General features: G+C 40.8%; 21 protein-coding genes. 13 read left to right on the top strand and 8 right to left on the bottom strand.

Features of this window, described 5'->3' with window-relative positions; translation table 11 throughout:
- Positions 1-53 precede the first annotated feature (53 nt).
- Positions 54-962: a 4'-phosphopantetheinyl transferase family protein gene (locus tag CXF80_RS20600; RefSeq protein WP_101034706.1), complete on the top strand. Its 909-nt coding sequence runs from the start codon at positions 54-56 to the stop codon at positions 960-962.
- 98 nt (positions 963-1,060) lie between these two features.
- Here CXF80_RS20600 and queF read toward each other — a convergent pair whose 3' ends face one another.
- Positions 1,061-1,918, bottom strand: a complete 858-nt coding sequence (gene queF, locus CXF80_RS07545) for an NADPH-dependent 7-cyano-7-deazaguanine reductase QueF (protein WP_101032302.1) — start codon at positions 1,916-1,918, stop codon at positions 1,061-1,063.
- A 54-nt stretch (positions 1,919-1,972) separates the two neighbouring features.
- On the opposite strand from queF, the gene syd reads away from it, so the two are divergent.
- A complete protein-coding gene (gene syd, locus CXF80_RS07540) occupies positions 1,973-2,623 on the top strand; it encodes a SecY-interacting protein (protein ID WP_101032301.1) in 651 nt (216 codons plus the stop codon).
- A 76-nt stretch (positions 2,624-2,699) separates the two neighbouring features.
- Here the strand turns inward: syd and CXF80_RS07535 are convergent, their stop codons facing one another.
- Together CXF80_RS07535 and CXF80_RS07530 are read right to left on the bottom strand one after the other, a co-directional pair.
- Positions 2,700-3,473, bottom strand: a complete 774-nt coding sequence (locus CXF80_RS07535; RefSeq protein ID WP_101032300.1) for a Zn-ribbon-containing protein — start codon at positions 3,471-3,473, stop codon at positions 2,700-2,702.
- Positions 3,474-3,842: a hypothetical protein gene (locus CXF80_RS07530; protein ID WP_101032299.1), complete on the bottom strand. Its 369-nt coding sequence runs from the start codon at positions 3,840-3,842 to the stop codon at positions 3,474-3,476.
- Between the two features lie 157 nt (positions 3,843-3,999).
- On the opposite strand from CXF80_RS07530, the gene CXF80_RS07525 reads away from it, so the two are divergent.
- Positions 4,000-4,383 carry a DUF3192 domain-containing protein gene (locus CXF80_RS07525; protein WP_101032298.1) on the top strand — a complete coding sequence of 128 codons (384 nt, stop codon included), beginning with the start codon at positions 4,000-4,002 and terminating at the stop codon, positions 4,381-4,383.
- A 34-nt stretch (positions 4,384-4,417) separates the two neighbouring features.
- Here the strand turns inward: CXF80_RS07525 and CXF80_RS07520 are convergent, their stop codons facing one another.
- Complete coding sequence (locus CXF80_RS07520) at positions 4,418-4,654, bottom strand: DUF2789 domain-containing protein (protein ID WP_101032297.1); 237 nt, start codon at positions 4,652-4,654, stop codon at positions 4,418-4,420.
- Positions 4,655-4,828: 174 nt separating this feature from the next.
- Between CXF80_RS07520 and CXF80_RS07515 the strand changes: the two genes are divergently transcribed.
- From CXF80_RS07515 to CXF80_RS07495, 5 genes are all read left to right on the top strand, one after another.
- On the top strand, positions 4,829-5,458 hold the full coding sequence (locus CXF80_RS07515; protein WP_101032296.1) for a GNAT family N-acetyltransferase: 630 nt from the start codon (positions 4,829-4,831) through the stop codon (positions 5,456-5,458).
- Positions 5,459-5,524: 66 nt separating this feature from the next.
- The gene (locus CXF80_RS07510) at positions 5,525-5,842 is read left to right on the top strand and encodes a DUF962 domain-containing protein (protein ID WP_101032295.1); all 318 of its coding nucleotides are present in this window, start codon (positions 5,525-5,527) and stop codon (positions 5,840-5,842) included.
- A 1,117-nt stretch (positions 5,843-6,959) separates the two neighbouring features.
- Positions 6,960-7,553, top strand: a complete 594-nt coding sequence (msrA, locus tag CXF80_RS07505; protein WP_101032294.1) for a peptide-methionine (S)-S-oxide reductase MsrA — start codon at positions 6,960-6,962, stop codon at positions 7,551-7,553.
- A gap of 185 nt (positions 7,554-7,738) precedes the next feature.
- Positions 7,739-8,320 carry a beta-class carbonic anhydrase gene (locus CXF80_RS07500; RefSeq protein ID WP_101032293.1) on the top strand — a complete coding sequence of 194 codons (582 nt, stop codon included), beginning with the start codon at positions 7,739-7,741 and terminating at the stop codon, positions 8,318-8,320.
- Positions 8,321-9,628: 1,308 nt separating this feature from the next.
- Positions 9,629-10,336 (top strand): hypothetical protein, encoded by a 708-nt coding sequence (locus tag CXF80_RS07495; RefSeq protein ID WP_101032292.1) that lies wholly within the window; start codon positions 9,629-9,631, stop codon positions 10,334-10,336.
- Positions 10,337-10,518: 182 nt separating this feature from the next.
- Here the strand turns inward: CXF80_RS07495 and CXF80_RS07490 are convergent, their stop codons facing one another.
- Positions 10,519-10,905 carry a DUF3301 domain-containing protein gene (locus CXF80_RS07490; RefSeq protein ID WP_101032291.1) on the bottom strand — a complete coding sequence of 129 codons (387 nt, stop codon included), beginning with the start codon at positions 10,903-10,905 and terminating at the stop codon, positions 10,519-10,521.
- The gene (locus CXF80_RS07485) at positions 10,902-11,915 is read right to left on the bottom strand and encodes a DUF3549 family protein (RefSeq protein WP_101032290.1); all 1,014 of its coding nucleotides are present in this window, start codon (positions 11,913-11,915) and stop codon (positions 10,902-10,904) included. The genes CXF80_RS07490 and CXF80_RS07485 overlap by 4 nt, the downstream gene beginning before the upstream one ends.
- 48 nt (positions 11,916-11,963) lie before the next feature.
- Between CXF80_RS07485 and CXF80_RS07480 the strand changes: the two genes are divergently transcribed.
- From CXF80_RS07480 to purU, 5 genes are all read left to right on the top strand, one after another.
- Complete coding sequence (locus tag CXF80_RS07480) at positions 11,964-12,326, top strand: YqcC family protein (RefSeq protein ID WP_101032289.1); 363 nt, start codon at positions 11,964-11,966, stop codon at positions 12,324-12,326.
- Between the two features lie 58 nt (positions 12,327-12,384).
- The gene (gene truC / locus CXF80_RS07475) at positions 12,385-13,266 is read left to right on the top strand and encodes a tRNA pseudouridine(65) synthase TruC (protein WP_101032288.1); all 882 of its coding nucleotides are present in this window, start codon (positions 12,385-12,387) and stop codon (positions 13,264-13,266) included.
- Positions 13,267-13,595: 329 nt separating this feature from the next.
- Positions 13,596-14,060, top strand: a complete 465-nt coding sequence (locus tag CXF80_RS07470; RefSeq protein ID WP_101032287.1) for a flavodoxin — start codon at positions 13,596-13,598, stop codon at positions 14,058-14,060.
- The gene (locus tag CXF80_RS07465; RefSeq protein WP_101032286.1) at positions 14,012-15,490 is read left to right on the top strand and encodes a PTS transporter subunit EIIC; all 1,479 of its coding nucleotides are present in this window, start codon (positions 14,012-14,014) and stop codon (positions 15,488-15,490) included. Before CXF80_RS07470 ends, CXF80_RS07465 begins: the two co-directional genes overlap by 49 nt.
- 187 nt (positions 15,491-15,677) lie before the next feature.
- Entirely contained in the window at positions 15,678-16,529 is an 852-nt protein-coding gene (gene purU, locus CXF80_RS07460) for a formyltetrahydrofolate deformylase (RefSeq protein WP_101034705.1), read from the top strand.
- A gap of 394 nt (positions 16,530-16,923) precedes the next feature.
- On the opposite strand, the gene CXF80_RS07455 is transcribed toward purU, so the two are convergent.
- Positions 16,924-17,268, bottom strand: a complete 345-nt coding sequence (locus CXF80_RS07455) for a DUF3718 domain-containing protein (RefSeq protein ID WP_101032285.1) — start codon at positions 17,266-17,268, stop codon at positions 16,924-16,926.
- 266 nt (positions 17,269-17,534) lie between these two features.
- The gene (gene dapD / locus CXF80_RS07450; RefSeq protein WP_101032284.1) at positions 17,535-18,359 is read right to left on the bottom strand and encodes a 2,3,4,5-tetrahydropyridine-2,6-dicarboxylate N-succinyltransferase; all 825 of its coding nucleotides are present in this window, start codon (positions 18,357-18,359) and stop codon (positions 17,535-17,537) included.
- Between the last annotated feature and the right edge of the window lie 12 nt (positions 18,360-18,371).

The raw sequence follows: 18,371 nt of genomic DNA, 5'->3' as shown, positions 1-18,371 counted from the left end.
CTTATTAAGGTAATTTAGCCGTATCGCCATTTAACTGAGTTTTGTTTGCTTTAATGCCTGCCACTTTTTCGATATCCCAATTAGACTCGCTTGCTAAGCCGCATATTTACTTTGTGCGACTTGATGGTGGGTTTTCAACTGCAGATTATGATGCAGGTTTAGCCTTAGGTTGGTTAACCGCTGACGAAGTCGCCAAGGTTGGCCGCTATAAAAGCGTGTCGGCGCGTCATAATGCGTTGCAAGTTCGTATCGCGCTTAGGGCGGTATTATCACTGCATAGTGAGCGAAAACCCCACGAGTGGCGTTTTCGTTATGGTGACAAAGGTAAACCAGCGCTTAGCGATGATTTATTGGCTCAAACTGGGCTACATTTTAATATAAGCCACAGCGGCGAGTGGTTGATGATTGGCGTGGTTACAGGTGGACAAGCGTTTAAAGCCGACTCCGATGTGAGTTTTGGGGTTGATATTGAACGTGAGCGAGGCAGTACAGATATTGTGCCTATTTTAAATCATTATTTCACCCAAGCTGAAACTGATGCCTTGTTGCAATTACCACCATCATTGCAGCGGCAACGTTTTTTTGATTTATGGGCGGTGAAAGAGTCTTACATAAAAGCACGCGGCTTGGGGCTGGCATTGTCGCTTAAATCGTTTGCGGTTGATTTTAGTCAGGCAACACCGCGCAGTATTGATTTACTCTCAGTTGATAAACAAATGCTTGATAATCAGAGTCAATTAATAGCATTATGCCAAGCCGTTAAGCTGCATTTTACTAATCCTCAAGATGTTGCGACAAAGATAACTTGGCAGACTGTGATGGGACGACTTGATCAAACATACCGTTTTGCCGTTACCTTAGGTTTGGCGAATCAATTGATGGCGACAACTACACCCAACCCGCTTGCGATTTTTGATACACCATTATGTTATCAATTAAGCCTCGCTGATATATTGCCATAAAGCTAAAAATGCTTAACTCTATTATTCACTCATCACTCACAAAAAAACCAACCTCAGTGAGATTGGTTTTTAGCGAATACTGATAATCGCTACGGCGATTATTGTCTCGCAAGGCGGTTTGATTCTGGTGGGTTTTCAAAGTCACTGCGATATGGGTTGATGTCTAAGCCACCGCGACGGGTATAACGCGCATAAACGGTTAACTTAGTGCACTGGCAGTATTTTTTTAAGTCGACAAAGATACGCTCAACGCATTGCTCGTGAAATTCATTGTGCTGGCGGAAAGAGATTAAATAGCGCAGCAGTTTTTCACGATCAATTTTAGGGCCTTGATAACGGATCATCACACTGCCCCAGTCAGGCTGTGAGGTGATTAAACAATTAGACTTCAATAAATTTGAATTTAGTGTTTCCGCCACGTTTTTGTCAGGATCTGTACCACCGATTAAATGATCTGGATTAAATGCGTATTCGTCGACTTCAATATCCAAGTCATCAATACAAGTACCCGGTAAATCAATAATACGTTCAAGATTAAAATGCTTAGGTTCGATGACTTTTACGGTCAGATCACCTTGGGCACAAGCGGCTAAATCGCGGCTTAAGGTTTCTTGTACGGCTTCGACACTGTCAAACTTAGTTTGGTTAAAACTATTTAAGTACAGTTTAAAAGATTTAGATTCAATCAAATTGACACTGTTGATATCTAACTGAACTTCCAAAATGGCAACAACAGGCTTGCCTTTAGCATTAAGCCAAGACAATTCATATCCGGTCCAAATATCGGTACCGTGAAAAGGGAGTTGACCACTTAATTCAATAGCATCTCGGTTAAGTTTACGTGGAACCCCTTGCAGCAGTGACGCGTCATACTCAGCTTGATAAGCAGTTGCTTGGCCTAATGTTAGGCCTTTTAATGCTGCTGCATCACTATAAGGGTCGTGATTGTGTGTCATCTAATCGGATTCCGTGTCAAAATATAGTTTTATTATAAACTACGAGTGGCTTAAGTGTCTTGTTCATCTGCATTAGATTGCTTTATAAAAAACTATCTTAAATCTTATCAAGATACTTTATCTGAATTTCCGCGCTATTATCCTTTGGGCGAAGACTCAATATGTATTCAAGGAACGTTTGATGCAAATCGCGATGAAATAGTGTTCTGGCAGCCTGTTAAACGGGATAATACAGCTGATTTTAGCAATGTGGAACATGCATTAAATATTCAGTTACACCAAGATATTCATGCATTTTATGGCCAATATTTTTCAGCGCCATTACCGTTTACGGCCTCGTTTGGCGACGGTGAATTAATTCAAGCGTGGAATCAAGCCGACTTTGAGAATTTGCAACAAAATGTAATTGGCCATTTGATCATGAAACAAAAGCTTAAACAACCATCTACTTGGTTTATTGGTGTAACAGGTGATGATGATCAAATGCTAACGGTAAACAACGATGATGGCAGTGTATGGATCGAAATACCAGGCCAGAAACAAAGCACTCAAATTGCGCCATCATTAACTGAATTTCTGCAGCAACTATCTCCGTTGATAAAACCGCCGGTTAAACCGATCGAAGAAACTGAGATTGTTGCCGATCATCCGGGTATCTGGCAGCGGATTAAAACCATGTGGCAATCGTTACGCGGTAAACAATAATATATACACTTTGAAATGGCAGCAAAACACATCGTTCAGTTTTTGAATGATGTGGTTACTGAGTGTTTTTATCTGCTTATTGATGATCCCAAGATAAATTCGACACTATGCGGCAGGGTTCACAGCGAAAATGGAATAGATCTAAAAGCGGTTGTTCCAGCTTCCAAGCCTGTGAGCCACAACGTGGACACTCCCTGTTCATTTCGCTTTCTAATGACTCACCACCCACACGGTATAAGTAATAATAGGTGGGGATGTTAGTTAAATATTCTATCCTGCCACGTAAATCCCAACCGCGTCTAAATAGGTCACTGTCTGTCCGAGTTATTTCATCTAATGCTGCAAACTCAGCTTTTGTGGCGGCTGCCATTTGCAGTTCATCACACGCTTGCCATTCTGTTTGCCATTTTATGATGCGTTTATGATCGCCATTAAAAGTTGCTGGCAGTTGATATAAAGGTATTGGCAGCAGATTATCGCCATTGCGAAGCGGTGAACACATATGCACATAACTGGTATACAACACCTGCCATGACGGGGCGTCGGTATTACTGGCTTCAGAGTTGATGTCTTGGCCGATGAATTTTTCTCTAGGCGCCAATAGTTTGGCTGCCGTCAAGCCTGCTAATGTCACTTTTACCCAAGGGCTATTATAGCGATTAGCCAGACTGGTTTTTTCGGGTAATAACAAACGAGCCCTAAATTCGCCGTCATTAAAGGCGACCGCAAATTCACGTCCAAGAATTTGTCCATTAGCCCGAAGAGCTTCAAGAAACGCATTAATGGCTTTTTCTGCCGCCTCAATGGTGGTGTCGGCAAAACATTCAAAACGCAGTTCGAAGACAAACATTTATTGGTCGACCTTATTATTAATTATATTGCTTTGGACGACCTGGTTTGCTAATTGGCGTTCTAGCTCAGCGACTCGTTGGCTCAGCTGATTAATCTGTTGTTGCATGGCGATAACCTGTTGGGTGACTTGAGCGATAGGATCGGGTTGCTCATCAGTTGGCACATCTGCCATTGATTGTATGTCCGTTAATTCTGCTATGTGCTGCCATTCAGATTTAGGTAACGCTTTAAATTGTTGTAAACCTTGGATCAGGATTGGCATTGAAATTCGATTACCTAAGCGACTTTTTATTAGCGCTAAACTGGGAGTATGTCCATTGTTGGCAATCGATTTAGCTGCTGCAAGCACCTGTTCAATTGGACTCATTGTTGGTGAAATTCCTTAATGTTTTATAGTGAGATTAACTAACTCATGTGGTATTAAAAATAAACCCATATAAATCAATGCATTAATTGTGGCACGATTTTGGCTTAAAGACTATGTAAATACAATTCGGATTATATTTTAACAAAAAGGACGCAACATGAAATTAAAACTTATCGCAGCAGGATTAATTGGCGCAACATCACTGATGTTAAGTGGTTGTGTGATCAGTGTTGGTGGTCATGAATCGGGTAAAAGTGCTGACTATTGGCAAGAGCAACAGGATGAAAATCGTCAACTAATCACCAAATTGTCTATGGGAATGAGCAGTGATCAAGTGACAACCCTGATGGGCATAGCAGATTTCAGCGAAGCTTATGCTAAGCCGACTCAAGACCGCGCCGATCAGTCTATCAAAGTGTTGTTCTATCGCACCCAATGGGCTGAAGGAGATGGTAAAACAACTAAAGACGAATGCACGCCAATTGTGTTCCGAGACGACGTTTTAGTGGGCTGGGGTGACGCCGCCTATAAACAAATTTAGTCATTGAGTCACGTCATCTGACATTAACAATCAATTACGCTTCAGCTCGCATCATCACGTCCAATTGGTCAATCACTTCTGACCATTGGGCGTCTTCTAATAATGCCTCTTTTAAAAATGCTTTTTGACCTGGGTTCCAGCAATTAGCATCAGTGATTAATGTGTGCTTATCAAGTTTATTTTGGATAACAAAGTCATCGATGCCCTCTTGATGATGAGGCAAACCTAATTGCTTAAATAAGTGACTTAGGTCATTTAATGTTGTGTCCATTTGATGCATTCCTTGTAATGGTTAAGTCGATAAATTCAGTATCAATCTTGATGAGAAAAAATGCAAACAACTGTCGTATATAACCGTTTTGTAGGTCAAACGCATAAACAAAACTTGTAGATTGTTTCAAACTTGTTAAATTAAGTTCAGAGAGTTAATCAACAAGGAATAATAATGGACAATAACACCTTGGAAACCCTACGTGCAGTGTATTTAACCGCTGAAGACATACGGGTTGCAGCTTCCATTCTCTATAATGCTTATCATGATGACCCTTATTTTATCGAGGTACTCGGCCAACAAGATACTCAACAATATGAACAAAAACTTCGTGCCGCTATTCGTGAAGAATTAAATGAATTATGGCAACAAGAACAACCTTTGATTGGCCTATTTGACGGTGACCGTTTAATCGGTGTTGCGTGTGTTATTACTCAACAAGTGCCGCTGGGCGAGGGACGTTATTGGCATTGGCGTTTCAAAATGATGTTAGGGACTGGCTGGAAATCAACTCAGGGATTAATGCAAAAAGAAACCTGTATTTTAGAACATCTTCCTTCCCAAAAATGTGGAATTTTACAATTTATTGCCTTATCACCTAATGAGCAGCATAAAGGTTATGGTGCCAAACTCATTCAAGCGGTATTGAGTTGGTGTGATGAACAACGTAGGCTCGATGGGATCGGGGTATTTGTCAGTAATCCTTCACATCATAAAGCATTAGTACAACAAGGGTTTACTAGTATTGCCACCGTTAACGTTGGCAATGTTGAGGGTGAAATATTATTTTACAATAAGGTATAACTCAAGACTACATAATCCAATATTAACAGAGCATATGATTAGCTGGTGATTAAAAAGGAGTGAGTAATGCAACCTAAACGTTATTCTTCATTTGCAGAGTTTTACCCATTTTATCTGTCGCAACATCAAGATCCTGTTTGTCGAAGACTGCATTACATTGGCAGTAGCATTATTTTGGTGATTGTTGTTAATACCTTAATTAACCAGCATTGGTGGCAGCTGTTGTGGTTGCCTGTAGTCGGGTATGGTTTTGCATGGTTAGGGCATTTTATGTTTGAAAAAAATCGGCCGGCTACATTCACTTATCCGTTATACAGTTTGTGGGGGGATTGGGTCATGTTTGGTCAAATGTTAATGCGTTTATGGCGTAAACAAAACCGATAGGAATAACTTGCTCACACTTCTGTAAGCCATATCCTACAAGTCTGTAGGGGATCCTATTTTAAGCTGTCAGTGTTTAACGTTATCAATTATTTTTAACCATACAAAATCAGCTTCTTATAACTTTTTATGCTTTTTTGAATGTTAATTATTTGTTTGTTAAATGTTGTGTGTCTTTTCATGGCGTTTTATGTGGTTAGAATATTGTTATCGAAAGCGAGTCATCAGTTGCTTTTCTTAGGATGAGAAATAAAACGAATGATGCTTAAGAATTTCAAGGATGAGACTAGGAAGGACATGCTCACGGATTAGGGCATAAACTCGGCAGATGGATAGCCGGATCAAGGAAGAGTGTAGACAGTAAAATGTCGACACAAGGGTAAAGGACAGGACTGCAGGAAGCAGTATGGATGATTCAACGGATTGATATGGATTTAACGCTCAGTCAATGGACAGGCTGTTCAATGGAATGACACTCATGAGTCTTTTGTTATACACAAATAGACAAGGAAATGAGAACAGGGAAAAGGACTGCAGGAAGCATGATTACATGGATGGTGCAGGGAGCAAACTTTCAGCCGGATTGCTGACAAAAGCGTTTAATGGGCACAACCTTATAACTTAAGGTTGTGCCTTTTTGCTTTTTGGCGAAAAGTTTTTGGCATTTGGATCCTGTGAATAAGGTTGTGTAAATAACAAATCCAAGATTCATAATAAGTCCCAAAGGTGTAAACTGATTTAGGATGTCATAATATAGGCATGCAGCTTAATAGCGCACTAACTACGATGATTATTTATCTATCCTTGTGGAGTATTATGTTTGCCCTATGACCTAATTCATACAGTGAGTTTGCCTATTTCTATATTGATACCCTGAATTCGTCATCTTGAGCATTCTGACGCGCGTGACCCTTAGCCTAAATAATAATTCAATGATTAACCTATTGCGTTAACAACGCTGATTTAGCAGTAAAACTATCTATTATGTAGAAATAGACAACAAATCCGAGGTAATCATCGCGACTCTCGGGCATAGTGAACCTCTAAATCATTAACTTCGTAATGTAAATATCTTAGATACAAACACATCAGTAAACTCGGAAAAACAATGGAGGGTATTATGAAAAACACACTAGTGTTAATAATATTAGCAGCAAGCTTATTGTTTTATGCTGCTAATGCCACTGCAGATAAAACCATTTTGGCCGGAGGATGTTTCTGGTGTATGGAATCAGACTTTGAAAAACTTGATGGCGTAACCGATGTGATCTCAGGATTCACAGGCGGAATCTTAAAAGACCCCACATACAATGGCAACCATGACGGTCATTTTGAAGCGGTTCAAATAACCTATGATCCTAGCAAGGTGAGTTACAAAGAGTTGTTAGATTATTACTGGGTTAACATTGATCCCTTTGATGCAAAGGGGCAATTTTGTGATAAAGGTACAAGCTATTTAAGCGCGATTTTCGTGGCAAACGATAAAGAAAGGGAAATTGCCCAACAGTCTAAAAGGGACATTGAAAAGCAATTTCCCAATAATAACGTTATTACGCCAATCTTAAATGCTTCTATTTTTTACCCAATTAAGGGCGATGAAAGTTACCATCAGGATTACTATAAGAACAGTCCCATTCGGTATCATGCTTATCGCTGGAATTGTGGTCGAGACCAAAGGTTAACAGACATTTGGGGACATAAAGCGACACATTAATCTGATTGATGTTAGTCAAACACCTATGGGGTCGATTGATAGTTGGTTAGTTTATGTCATTGCTTATATCAGTCTGTAACAGATTCTGTGTAACTACCCCAGAATTGAGATAATAACCGCGACATTCATAATTGCGATGTAGTGGACGCATAATAAAATACGCTTCACCACAAAGGAGAACAAAGGTGAGTAAAATAGTACAAGAAATAACATCAGCAAATGCTGATTATGTAGCTGGTTTTGGGGATAAAGGCAATTTGCCAATGCCTCCTGGCAGGCAGTTTGCCATCCTGACATGTATGGACGCTCGTTTAGATCCTGCTAAATATGCAGGTCTTGCCGAAGGTGATGCCCATGTAATTCGTAACGCAGGCGGCAGAGCAAGTGATGATGCCATCCGTTCATTAGTCATTTCTTACAAATTACTTGGCACAAAAGAATGGTTTGTTATTCATCATACAGATTGCGGAATGGAAACATTTAATAATGAGATAATGGCTGATTTGTTGTCTGCCAGTCTAAAAGCATCAAGTGTTGACGGATCAGGCTGGCATGATAGTCATGCTGGTGGTGGCACTACAGACGGCAAGTTTATTGAGTGGCTGACTATTAGTGATCAAGCTAAAAGCGTGTTATCTGATGTAGAAAGAATTAGACATAATTCAATGGTGCCAAGTGATATCCCTATTTATGGGTATATTTATGATTGTAAAACGGGGAGTCTTGTTGAGGTTCCTGAAGCAACAGAAGCGGGAAAGGCAAGTTAGAACCTAACAAAGCAAATTCACTCAGATGATTAAAAAACGGTGCGGCTTTCACTGCAGCCACACCGCTTTTAGCTGTCGATGATTTGCAGCGTTAAGCATATTTTTCTCAGCAACATTTCTCGAGTGAGGAACTTCGTTTACTTTATTTTTTTCCAAGCATGACTTGTCGAAAATAGGCCCGCGAAATTATCCTTGTGTTAGATTCTAGGGCGGACGCTGTCCTTCGAGGACGTTTCGATTCTAGGATCTAGGACTTAAGATCTAGGACTAGGCGCTAGGAATAGTGATATTAAAAGGGAGTCACCATTCTCTTCAATCACTGCCTTGATCCGTTACCCTACGACAGCTCTGAAACGAGCATCTTGAAGTGGCATGGTATACTCATTATTAGCGTATTACGGTTGCTCTCGCGATTTGCTGGTTTGCCGCACTCATCAATACCAACTCTCCTTCGGTTATATGGATTAAGGTTAAGAAAAATAGCGGATTTAAGCCAGGGTTTGAGCGGTTTGCTGGTTTAGGATGTTTAGTTAATAGTCATCGCTAACTAGATGTTTACCTTTTTTGCCTGCCGCCTTGTGAGATATATCTCACAAAGTGTGTGAGCCGAACCACCTAATTGATAGCTTATATGTCTATTGAAAATTTAATTTATTGATTTTGTTCGTTATTTTAATTTATGTTGTCTGTGAAATATTTTAATCATTTAGAGGTACCTGTTTACGTCTAGGTAAATGAATTATTATTTATCTCGTTCCTAGGGAAGGGACATTACAAGGTAGTAAAGTGGTCGTGGAAGACCATGAGTATATGGATATAATGGACGGTATTAAGTTTCAGGATGAAACGTTAGGCTTGCTCAATGGACGCAATAGCGGATTAAGCGGGTTTTATAACATTATCAGGATGATAGTGTGCAATGGATGCCAGATTGTACGCAAATGATTTGCGACAGGATAGAGTAAGAATTTCATGGATGATATAAGGACACGCTTAGGATGGAGCAGGCTCGGTAAAAGGATAATCGAGTAAGAGGGAAAGTACTTTATTGTACATGGAACATCAAGGATTGAACAAGGATAGAGCAGGAAGCAAGCGATACGTATGGATGGTGCAGGGAGCACATTTATAGCTGGAAAGCTTAACAAGAGATCAAGAGGCCGCGGCAGTTACTGTCGCGGCCTTTCTTTTGCTTTTTTTCCGTGATGACTGGAACTTATCGTTGTTATGTTGTCAAATTGTAAACACTATGATGTTTGAACTTAAGCATGACGTTAGGTTGATATTGGGTTTGATTAAGGAGAAAACATGAAGCTGTTTAAATTAGTGATGGCGATGAGTCTTGGTTTTATTTGCTATAGCGCTAATGCCGAGGTGACTCCAGAGGAGCAACAATGGGTTGAGCAGGCTTTAAGCGATATTAATCATAATACCGATGACTCAAATGTACGTTGGCAATACGCACAGCATACGGTGATGCCTGACTTAACACGGATAGAGCAATTTGATGCTTCACAGCCTGAAACACAACGATGGACGTTAGTGTCTGAAAATGGTGAAACACCGGATAAAAAACGCGTAGACAAATATCAACAACATCAACAAGATCTTAATCAAGACAAAGATGAAAACAGCTATGAAGTGGCATTTTCTGATCTTATTGATGTAACCACACTTGTATTTGTTGGTGATGACAACTCCAACCTAGTGTTTAAATTTGTACCCCATATTGAAGAACTCGATAATAAAGCCCTAACTGGCGTGCTTTATTTAGATAAAGCGTCTAAGCAGTTAAGAAAAATTTTGATCAGCAATACCGATGAGTTGAATCCGGCATTTACCGTCACGCTGACTAAATTTGAATTAGAGTTGGTATTTGGTGTTTTTGAAGGTTTAGTGATGCCTGAACATACATCAACCATCATTAACGGTACTGCGGCAATTTTTAAATCTCTTGATAGCATCCAAACGGTGACTTATCTCGATTATAAAGTGATTGATAAGCCTAAAGCCTAATGGCGAGATCGATAATGCATTTCCTTTGTCGGTAAATCGGGTCGACAATAAAAACGCTATTTTGCTCATGAATGGCAAAATAGCGTTAAATGAACCTCAACTCGGGAAGAGGTGAGCTTACTCGGTAAAAGCGGCTTGACGTGCCCTTATAATGCTTAAATGAACCTTACTCATTTGACTCACTAGTTGCATTTGCCTGAACCGCAACTTTTACTGCTGCCGCATCCGCCAAATTTACCACTGGCCATAGGGGCATCCATCCATTCTGGTTCTGGAAAAATGGGCCATTCGATTTTTTTTACACGATTACCATGCATTAAAATATGGCCTTGATATTGGTTGAGGCCATCGGTACTAAATTCGAACATAAATGTTGCTTTCCAACAGATACCGGTACTGCCACCGATGCTTGGACGGGCTGACACCATTGCAATAGCGAGCAATTGTACATTTTGTTTTTTACAGGCTTGTTCTGTAAGGGTCCTGCTTAACTCTGCCATTTGTCTTAGCTGCCAAAAAAAAGCCGCTACCACGACTAAAGCAACAATTAATAAAAAATCACTCATCATAGGCTGGTTGCTCTAAATAATCCGCCAATAGCGGTTGCTAATTGAACGCTTCTGTCTGGATGCCTTAAGTCGGCTAATAATCCTTGACGCAAGCTAGGTATTGCCACGATATCAGCAAAAACTTGATTAAAGAAGGGCTGTGGCTGTTTTGCTAGCGCTTCCAAATAGTGTTTACGAATGGCATCATCTTTTAAGGCTAACCAATTACGTGCCGCAATGGTTATTAGCGTGTTGTTGTCTAACCCTCGTTGATCATTTAACTGATTAATCGCTGTCATACTGTATTGAACATCAGACGCCAATGCCGCTAAATACATGACTTTTATATGATCTTCAGCTTGTTCTAATTGGTTAAATAAATGCTCTGCAAGGCGTTTACCAATATTAATGTGTTCTAAGCATTGGCAAAGTGCGGCTTGCACTTCCATTGGAGCATGATCAAGTGCGTTAATCATGTCATTAAGATGGTTAAATTGATGTGCGCGAACGCAAATATCGGCTAAACCTTGTAAACCCAGTTGTGGCCAAGTGTCTTGTGCTGCTTGACCAGACAAATATTGTGCGGCAAATTCATATTGGCTCGATGCAGCTTGGCCAAGTTGAAGCCTGACTAATGCATTAAATAATGCCAATTTGTGCTGATTAGGCTTAAAGCTAAAAGGATGATTGGCTAATTGCTCTTGCTGCTCATCCGTTAACTCTTGGGTTGGATTACGCCCTAGCGCTTCTAAGATCATCTTAATAAACTGAGTCCGCGGCGCCGGTGATAATAGGCCTTGCTCATCTAACGGTAATTTTACAAACCAAATATAAGGTAATTGCTGTTGTTGCCAAAATACGATAGCAAACTGCGCATGACCTTGAATGGGATAAGGATATGGCGCCAGTAAAGAGTCAATTTGCTGAAATGCGACCATATCGATATGTTGCACCCGGCGACCTAAATCATATATTTGGAATTGAGTATTTGCGGTCGTTAGAAACTGGCTTAAGGTGGTTATCTCGGTCATGGTGTTGTCACTAAATCAATGAAGTTGGATGGGTATTCAATTGACTAAATGATATCATATTCCGACTTAGCCTTGATGTTGTTGTTCACTTTTATGCTTTATTTAACCAGTAAAAATCATTTAATTAAATTAGAACAATTGCTTAAAGATTTTCAGCTTTGGTCTGATATTTCACCATCTGTATCTGCTATGACCAGCACGGCGCCATTTTGCTGTGATGTAATGGCATTTGAGCAATGGCTGCAGTTTATTTTCATTCCCAAAATGACTGAGCTAATTATGCAGCGACAACCTTTGCCGACCAATATGGCCTTGGCCCCAATGGCTGAACATGTGTGGCAAAGTAAGCCCCATGGTAGTGTTATGATTACCCAGCTGCAACAATTTGACGCCTTGCTAAGTCAGCGTTAAGCGAACTACCCATAAACGTCATCACATTTGGCCAATACAAAATAAGAAAGTGATAAACATGATCTCAAAAGATAACGATGTTGAATACTCATTGGATAATGATGACTTATGTGATCAAAGAAGCTCAGACGACATTGATGATGCCTCTGCTGCAGACTCCGAACTCGATGATGACTTACCGCCTCCTCATATCGATATATTATTTGAAGACGAGCATATTGTTGCGATACATAAACCGGCGGGTTTATTAGTTCATCGCAGTTATTTAGCCCGTAGAGAGCGCTTTTTTGCGATGCAGATGACCCGTGATTTGGTGGGGTGTCATGTTTTTCCGGTGCACCGCCTTGATCGACCTACATCTGGAGTGTTGCTGTTTGCTAAGTCCAGTGAGGTGGCCCGGCTGTTGTGTGAACAATTTGCCGATCACAGTATTAAGAAGCAATACTTAGCCATCGTTCGTGGCAACATGCATGAGTCTGGCACCTTAGATTATGCCCTTAAACAAGAGTTTGATGATTTGGGCGATAAGCATGTTGATCCCAATAAAGCGGCACAAGAAGCGGTGACGGAGTATCAACCATTATTGAATACCGAAATACCTTTTAGTTCAGGTCGCTACCCAACTAGTCGTTACGGATTGGTAAGACTCAGTCCCCACACAGGGCGAAAGCATCAGTTACGTCGCCATATGGCGCACTTACGTCATCCAATAGTCGGTGATACCACCCATGGCGATGGCAAGCAAAATAAGTTTTTTCGTGAGCACTTCCATGTTAATCGACTATGGCTGATAGCAAAAAGCTTACAGTTTGTACATCCTGTAACGCAGCAAGCAATGCACATAGAGACGGAACTAGAGTCTGAGTGGTTAGATATTTTCAGCGAGTTTGGCTGGGGTGATGATCAATTATCATCGATACCAAGTATCTTATTAAGCTAATTCATTCGATCAGCCAGCAAGGCTTTGAGTTTTTCAAATTCCGCGATGGGCGGTAAGCTCTCGTGTTGCTTTTGCTCCATGTGGAAATAATAGTTGCGGCGAATGTGGGCGAATTTGTGTTGGAGTTTTAATTTTCGCTTTCTGCTCAGTTGTCGCATCGTCTTGGTTCCGTTACTGCGTTGCTTTATATTAAACTAATCTGCGTTGGGCGGTCCAATTAAAGAACATACTATAAAAGACACTTGCGAGAGACCAAAAGAATACAGTAAGGTAAGTTATTAAGACTCAAGGTATTTTATATCGCATTTCATTTAAGGGGAAAGTATACCATGAAAAAGGTCAACGTTGTTTTTGGTACCGTTTATGGTAGTGCACAATTTACAGCTGAAACAGTGACTAAGGCAATTACAACGTTAGGTTTTACGACTAAACTTTGGCAACCTAATGAATTATCTGGTTTTGCACCTCCTCAAGACGAGCTATTGATTATCGTGTCGTCAACCACTGGCGAAGGGGAGGTACCCGAAGATATTTTCCCTTGGTTTAACGAGCTTAAATCCAGTGCACCGTATTTACCATTATTGCAATACAGCCTAATAGGATTAGGTGATTCAAGTTATGACACTTTTTGCGGGGCTATAAAGCAATTTGATCAATTGTTAATAGAGCTAGGAGCCACACCGCTTACTGAACGATTAGAGATTGATGCCTGTGAAACGATGGAACCAGAAACAGAAGCTAAAAAATGGATAGCCAGTTGGCACAACGCCGTCACATCGGAAAACGTAGTGTAAATTTTATTACCCAGCAGTGGTTTAAGTTTGCCCAGCGCCTAAGCCAGGCGCTATTGATCCCGATTGCGATCTTGCCTGCAGCAGGGGTAATGCTAGGCTTAACTGTCAATCCATTGTCCTTTATTCCGCCAGAATTAAATACTGTGTTGTTTGCAGTAGGTAATCTGGTATTTACTATGATGCCTTTATTATTTAGTGTCGCGGTGGCCATCGGATTTTGTCGAGATCAAGGCATTGCCGCATTTTCTGCCGTGTTTGGTTTTGGGGTGTTTTTATCCACCATGGGTGCCCTGACCGACATATATGGTTTAGTCTCACGGCCACTGTGGGGCATGCAAACTATTGATACCGGTATTGCGGGTGGAATGTTAGTTGGGGCGATCACTTGCCTAGCGGTTAGAATCAGTCAACATGTTAAATTACCGGCTATTTTTTCATTTTTTGAAGGTCGTCGTAGCGCACCCATAATTGTTATTCCTCTGTCTATGGTGCTGGCCTATTTACTGGTCCATGTCTGGCCGCCTTTGTCGCATGTTATTGAAAATCTTTCTGATTGGTCTGTATACCAAGATCCCGCCATTGCGTTTGGTGTTTATGGCACCGTTGAACGTTTATTAATTCCACTCGGATTACATCATATTTGGAATGCGCCATTTTATCTTGAAGTAGGACAGTACATTAACCAAGGCACCGTGGTAAAAGGTGAGGTGGCTCGTTATTTAGCCGGTGATCCGTTAGCGGGAAATCTCGCCGGAGGTTACTTAATTAAAATGTGGGGCTTACCTGCTGCAGCGCTAGCTATTTGGCGTTGCGCAGATAAACCTCAGCGCAATCGGGTTGCAGGGATTATGTTATCTGCGGCTACGGCAAGTTGGTTGACTGGAGTGACCGAGCCAATAGAATTCGCCTTTATGTTTGTCGCGCCCATTCTCTTTATTGTGCATGCATTACTGACCGGTATTGCTTATAGCGTGTGTATTTTACTCGAAGTACATCACAGCATTGTGTTTTCCCACGGCTTAGTCGATTTTAGTTTATTGTTTTCTCGGTCTGCCAATACCCATTGGATCTGGTTGCTTGGGCCGCTGACAGCATTAATCTATTACGCTATCTTCAGGGCCAGTATTTTAGCCTTTAATTTAAAAACACCAGGGCGAATAGAGCCAAGTCATCACCCTGTAGAGCCAAAAGAGAGTTTACGCGCGATGATTTCAGCCTTAGGTGGTCGCGAGAATATTGTTGAGATTAATGCGTGTTTAACCCGCTTACGTATTAGTGTTAATCAAGCTGATTTAATCGATAAAGCGAGATTAATGCGTTTAGGGGCCAAAGGCGTGGTGGTCATGGGCAAAGGCGTACAAGTGGTCTATGGCACCAAGGCTGAAACACTGCGTAAATTACTGCAAAAATATCTAGACTCTCGACGTTAGCTCGGATGGTTGTAGCATTTTTGATTCACTTGTAGTGCATTTTTGAGGTTTTTGTTTTTAAACAAACCTTTTTTCATCTTTTATGAGTCATTCCCATTAAAAACATCCCCCAAATTTGTATTTCAATGGCACACTGTTAGGCCGTCATTTAACAGGAGTTGTACGCGTGAGCCATCAAGATAAAACCATGATTAATCCAGCCAAATTACAGCGAAAAGTGTTGATTACCGATTGTGCTGATGCTCAGGGGTTAATTGCCAAAATCACCAACGTATGTTTCGCTCATCAATTAAATATTATTAAAAACACCGAATTCGTTGACCATACTCAAGGTCGCTTTTTTATGCGCGCAGAGCTTGAAGGCCTGTTTGATGATGAGCGCCTATTAACTGAATTACGTGATGTCTTGCCTGCTCAAAATCGCATGAGGCTAGTCGATACGGGTAAAAAGCGCATTGTTATCATGGTGACCAAAGAAGCGCATTGTTTAGGTGATATTTTAATGAAGTCTTATTACGGCGGCTTAGATGTTGAGATTGCTGCTGTAGTAGGTAATTATGATGTGCTGCAACAATTAACTGAAAAGTTTAATATTCCATTTCATTATGTTAGTCATGAAGGCTTAAATCGCCAGGAACATGAGCAGGCGATGTTAGCGGTGATTAAATCTTATGATACCGACTTTTTAGTGTTAGCTAAATATATGCGAGTGCTAACGCCTGAGTTTGTGTCAGCATTTCCAGATAAAATTATTAATATTCATCATTCGTTTTTGCCGGCTTTTATTGGTGCATCACCTTACAAACAAGCCTGGGATCGCGGTGTTAAAATCATCGGTGCCACCGCTCATTTTGTGAATAACAATCTTGATGAAGGGCCTATTATTAAACAAGATGTGATTTCGGTTGACCACAGCTTTAGCGCTGAAGAGTTAGCTCATAATGGCCGTGATGTTGAAAAAAGTGTATTAAGCAAAGCATTGCAATTAGTTCTCAACGAGCAAGTTGTGGTGTACGGTAATAAGACCGTAGTATTTTAAAATAAAGTGTTTTAAAGCACAGCATCTAAATCATAGCATTGCAGCAATAACATTTTTAACCAAGATGATTTACAGACTCAAACAATCTCTTTTTAGGATTAGTATTTAAAAATAGACTAAAAATTCATTGCGTTGCAATGACGGTACTCGATGTTTGACTAGGCTTCAGGGGGGAGGCATTGCAACTCTCTTATTAATGGTCATTTAACGCTTATTAATGTTGATAGACTCATTATTAGATGCTTTATAGCGCCTGGAGCCGCATCCCTGCGGCGCTATCGATTGATGGATTTAGCTTGATGATTTATAGGGGGAAATATTGCCTTACGTGTATACGGGTTAATACGGATTGTCTTCATTGTTAGGCGGTTAAGGGTTATTACAAGTATTATTGTTAATAGCGAACATCATATAAAGGCTGGGTCTCACCTAGATAAGCTAAGTCACGAATGCTGACGCGAGCTTCGGCATAGGGCGCAATTAAACGGGCTGTTTTGTCGGCATTGCGACTAAGGGTAAATTGATGAAAACTTTCGCCGTTACAAACGAGGCGAGGAAAGATCCTAGCCTTATTGATACGATAGCTTTTCATTGTGTCATTAAATTGGAATACCTTATTGCTAGCGCCAGCTTTACAGACGGCAATTAAGGTGTTTTCTACATTGGGATCCATAGCAGCTTGGCTATTCATTGACCAAAGTGACAAGGATAAGGCTGTAAGTACGATAATAGTTTTCATAGTGACTCCTTTACCTAACCTTTAAAGTAAAGGCCATTTTCACCTAGAAATGAAGCCTAATTAGTGTCACTTTGTGTAACAAAACCCCCTCAGTTCGACAAAATGTAACTGGGAGTAACAAATTGTGTCGCATTCGGTGTGTCGCCACATAACTAGTTGAAAGAAAAGGGCTTATTTTTATTATAATGTTTGTTCTAGTGAATAAAAGCTAATTGTATGAAAAGGCTCAATAATTCATTGAGCCTTATTATTTCATCAAAGATCAATTAATCAACGATCCGTAATAGTTCATTGATCCCGACTTTACCACGGGTTTTCGCATCGACCTTTTTAACAATAATCGCCGCATATAAGCTGTAAGTGCCACAAGCCGATGGCAAGTTACCTGATACCACAACCGATCCTGCTGGAATACGACCATAATGCACTTGGCCGGTTTCGCGATCAAAAATTCGGGTGCTTTGACCAATGTAAACGCCCATTGAAATCACGCTACCTTCTTCAACCACCACACCCTCAACGATTTCGCTGCGAGCGCCAATAAAGCAGTTGTCTTCAATTATGGTTGGGCCAGCTTGTAACGGCTCTAATACACCACCGATCCCAACCCCACCAGATAAGTGAACGTTTTTACCAATCTGTGCGCAGGAACCAACCGTTGCCCATGTATCAACCATAGTGCCTTCATCAACATAAGCGCCTAAGTTAACGTAAGATGGCATTAATACAGTATTTTTACCGATAAATGAGCCTTTACGAACGGTTGCGGGTGGCACAACACGGATCCCTTCTGCTTTAAAACGAGCTTCGTCATAATCGGCAAATTTCTGCGGGACTTTGTCGAAATACTTGGTGTCACCACCGTCAATCACGCTGTTATCAAAGATGCGAAAAGATAGTAGTACGGCTTTTTTGAGCCATTGGTGGACATGCCATTCACCAGCAATTTTTTCTGCAACACGAACTTGGCCTTTATCGAGCATATTGATCACGGTTTCAACATCGGCGCGAACACTTGGTTCTACGTTTGATGGTGAGATGTTTTGACGTGTTTCGAATGCTGTTTCAATGCGTTGGCGTAAAGCCTCCATTGTTTTCTCCCG

It is taken from the genome of Shewanella sp. Actino-trap-3 (assembly GCF_002836275.1).
GTDB classification, from domain to species: Bacteria; Pseudomonadota; Gammaproteobacteria; order Enterobacterales; family Shewanellaceae; genus Shewanella; species Shewanella psychromarinicola.
Note: the sequence above shows the minus strand (reverse complement) of the source record. Positions and strands in the feature narration are given on the sequence as shown.

Excerpts from the sequence above, each read along its gene's own strand:
- CXF80_RS20600 (WP_101034706.1), top strand. The coding sequence starts at position 54 with ATGCCTGCCACTTTTTCGATATCCCAATTAGACTCGCTTGCTAAGCCG.
- queF (WP_101032302.1), bottom strand. The coding sequence starts at position 1,918 with ATGACACACAATCACGACCCTTATAGTGATGCAGCAGCATTAAAAGGC.
- CXF80_RS07535 (WP_101032300.1), bottom strand. The coding sequence starts at position 3,473 with ATGTTTGTCTTCGAACTGCGTTTTGAATGTTTTGCCGACACCACCATT.
- CXF80_RS07530 (WP_101032299.1), bottom strand. The coding sequence starts at position 3,842 with ATGAGTCCAATTGAACAGGTGCTTGCAGCAGCTAAATCGATTGCCAAC.
- CXF80_RS07525 (WP_101032298.1), top strand. The coding sequence starts at position 4,000 with ATGAAATTAAAACTTATCGCAGCAGGATTAATTGGCGCAACATCACTG.
- CXF80_RS07520 (WP_101032297.1), bottom strand. The coding sequence starts at position 4,654 with ATGGACACAACATTAAATGACCTAAGTCACTTATTTAAGCAATTAGGT.
- CXF80_RS07515 (WP_101032296.1), top strand. The coding sequence starts at position 4,829 with ATGGACAATAACACCTTGGAAACCCTACGTGCAGTGTATTTAACCGCT.
- CXF80_RS07510 (WP_101032295.1), top strand. The coding sequence starts at position 5,525 with ATGCAACCTAAACGTTATTCTTCATTTGCAGAGTTTTACCCATTTTAT.
- msrA (WP_101032294.1), top strand. The coding sequence starts at position 6,960 with ATGAAAAACACACTAGTGTTAATAATATTAGCAGCAAGCTTATTGTTT.
- CXF80_RS07495 (WP_101032292.1), top strand. The coding sequence starts at position 9,629 with ATGAAGCTGTTTAAATTAGTGATGGCGATGAGTCTTGGTTTTATTTGC.
- CXF80_RS07490 (WP_101032291.1), bottom strand. The coding sequence starts at position 10,905 with ATGATGAGTGATTTTTTATTAATTGTTGCTTTAGTCGTGGTAGCGGCT.
- CXF80_RS07485 (WP_101032290.1), bottom strand. The coding sequence starts at position 11,915 with ATGACCGAGATAACCACCTTAAGCCAGTTTCTAACGACCGCAAATACT.
- CXF80_RS07480 (WP_101032289.1), top strand. The coding sequence starts at position 11,964 with ATGATATCATATTCCGACTTAGCCTTGATGTTGTTGTTCACTTTTATG.
- truC (WP_101032288.1), top strand. The coding sequence starts at position 12,385 with ATGATCTCAAAAGATAACGATGTTGAATACTCATTGGATAATGATGAC.
- CXF80_RS07470 (WP_101032287.1), top strand. The coding sequence starts at position 13,596 with ATGAAAAAGGTCAACGTTGTTTTTGGTACCGTTTATGGTAGTGCACAA.
- CXF80_RS07465 (WP_101032286.1), top strand. The coding sequence starts at position 14,012 with ATGGATAGCCAGTTGGCACAACGCCGTCACATCGGAAAACGTAGTGTA.
- purU (WP_101034705.1), top strand. The coding sequence starts at position 15,678 with ATGATTAATCCAGCCAAATTACAGCGAAAAGTGTTGATTACCGATTGT.
- CXF80_RS07455 (WP_101032285.1), bottom strand. The coding sequence starts at position 17,268 with ATGAAAACTATTATCGTACTTACAGCCTTATCCTTGTCACTTTGGTCA.
- dapD (WP_101032284.1), bottom strand. The coding sequence starts at position 18,359 with ATGGAGGCTTTACGCCAACGCATTGAAACAGCATTCGAAACACGTCAA.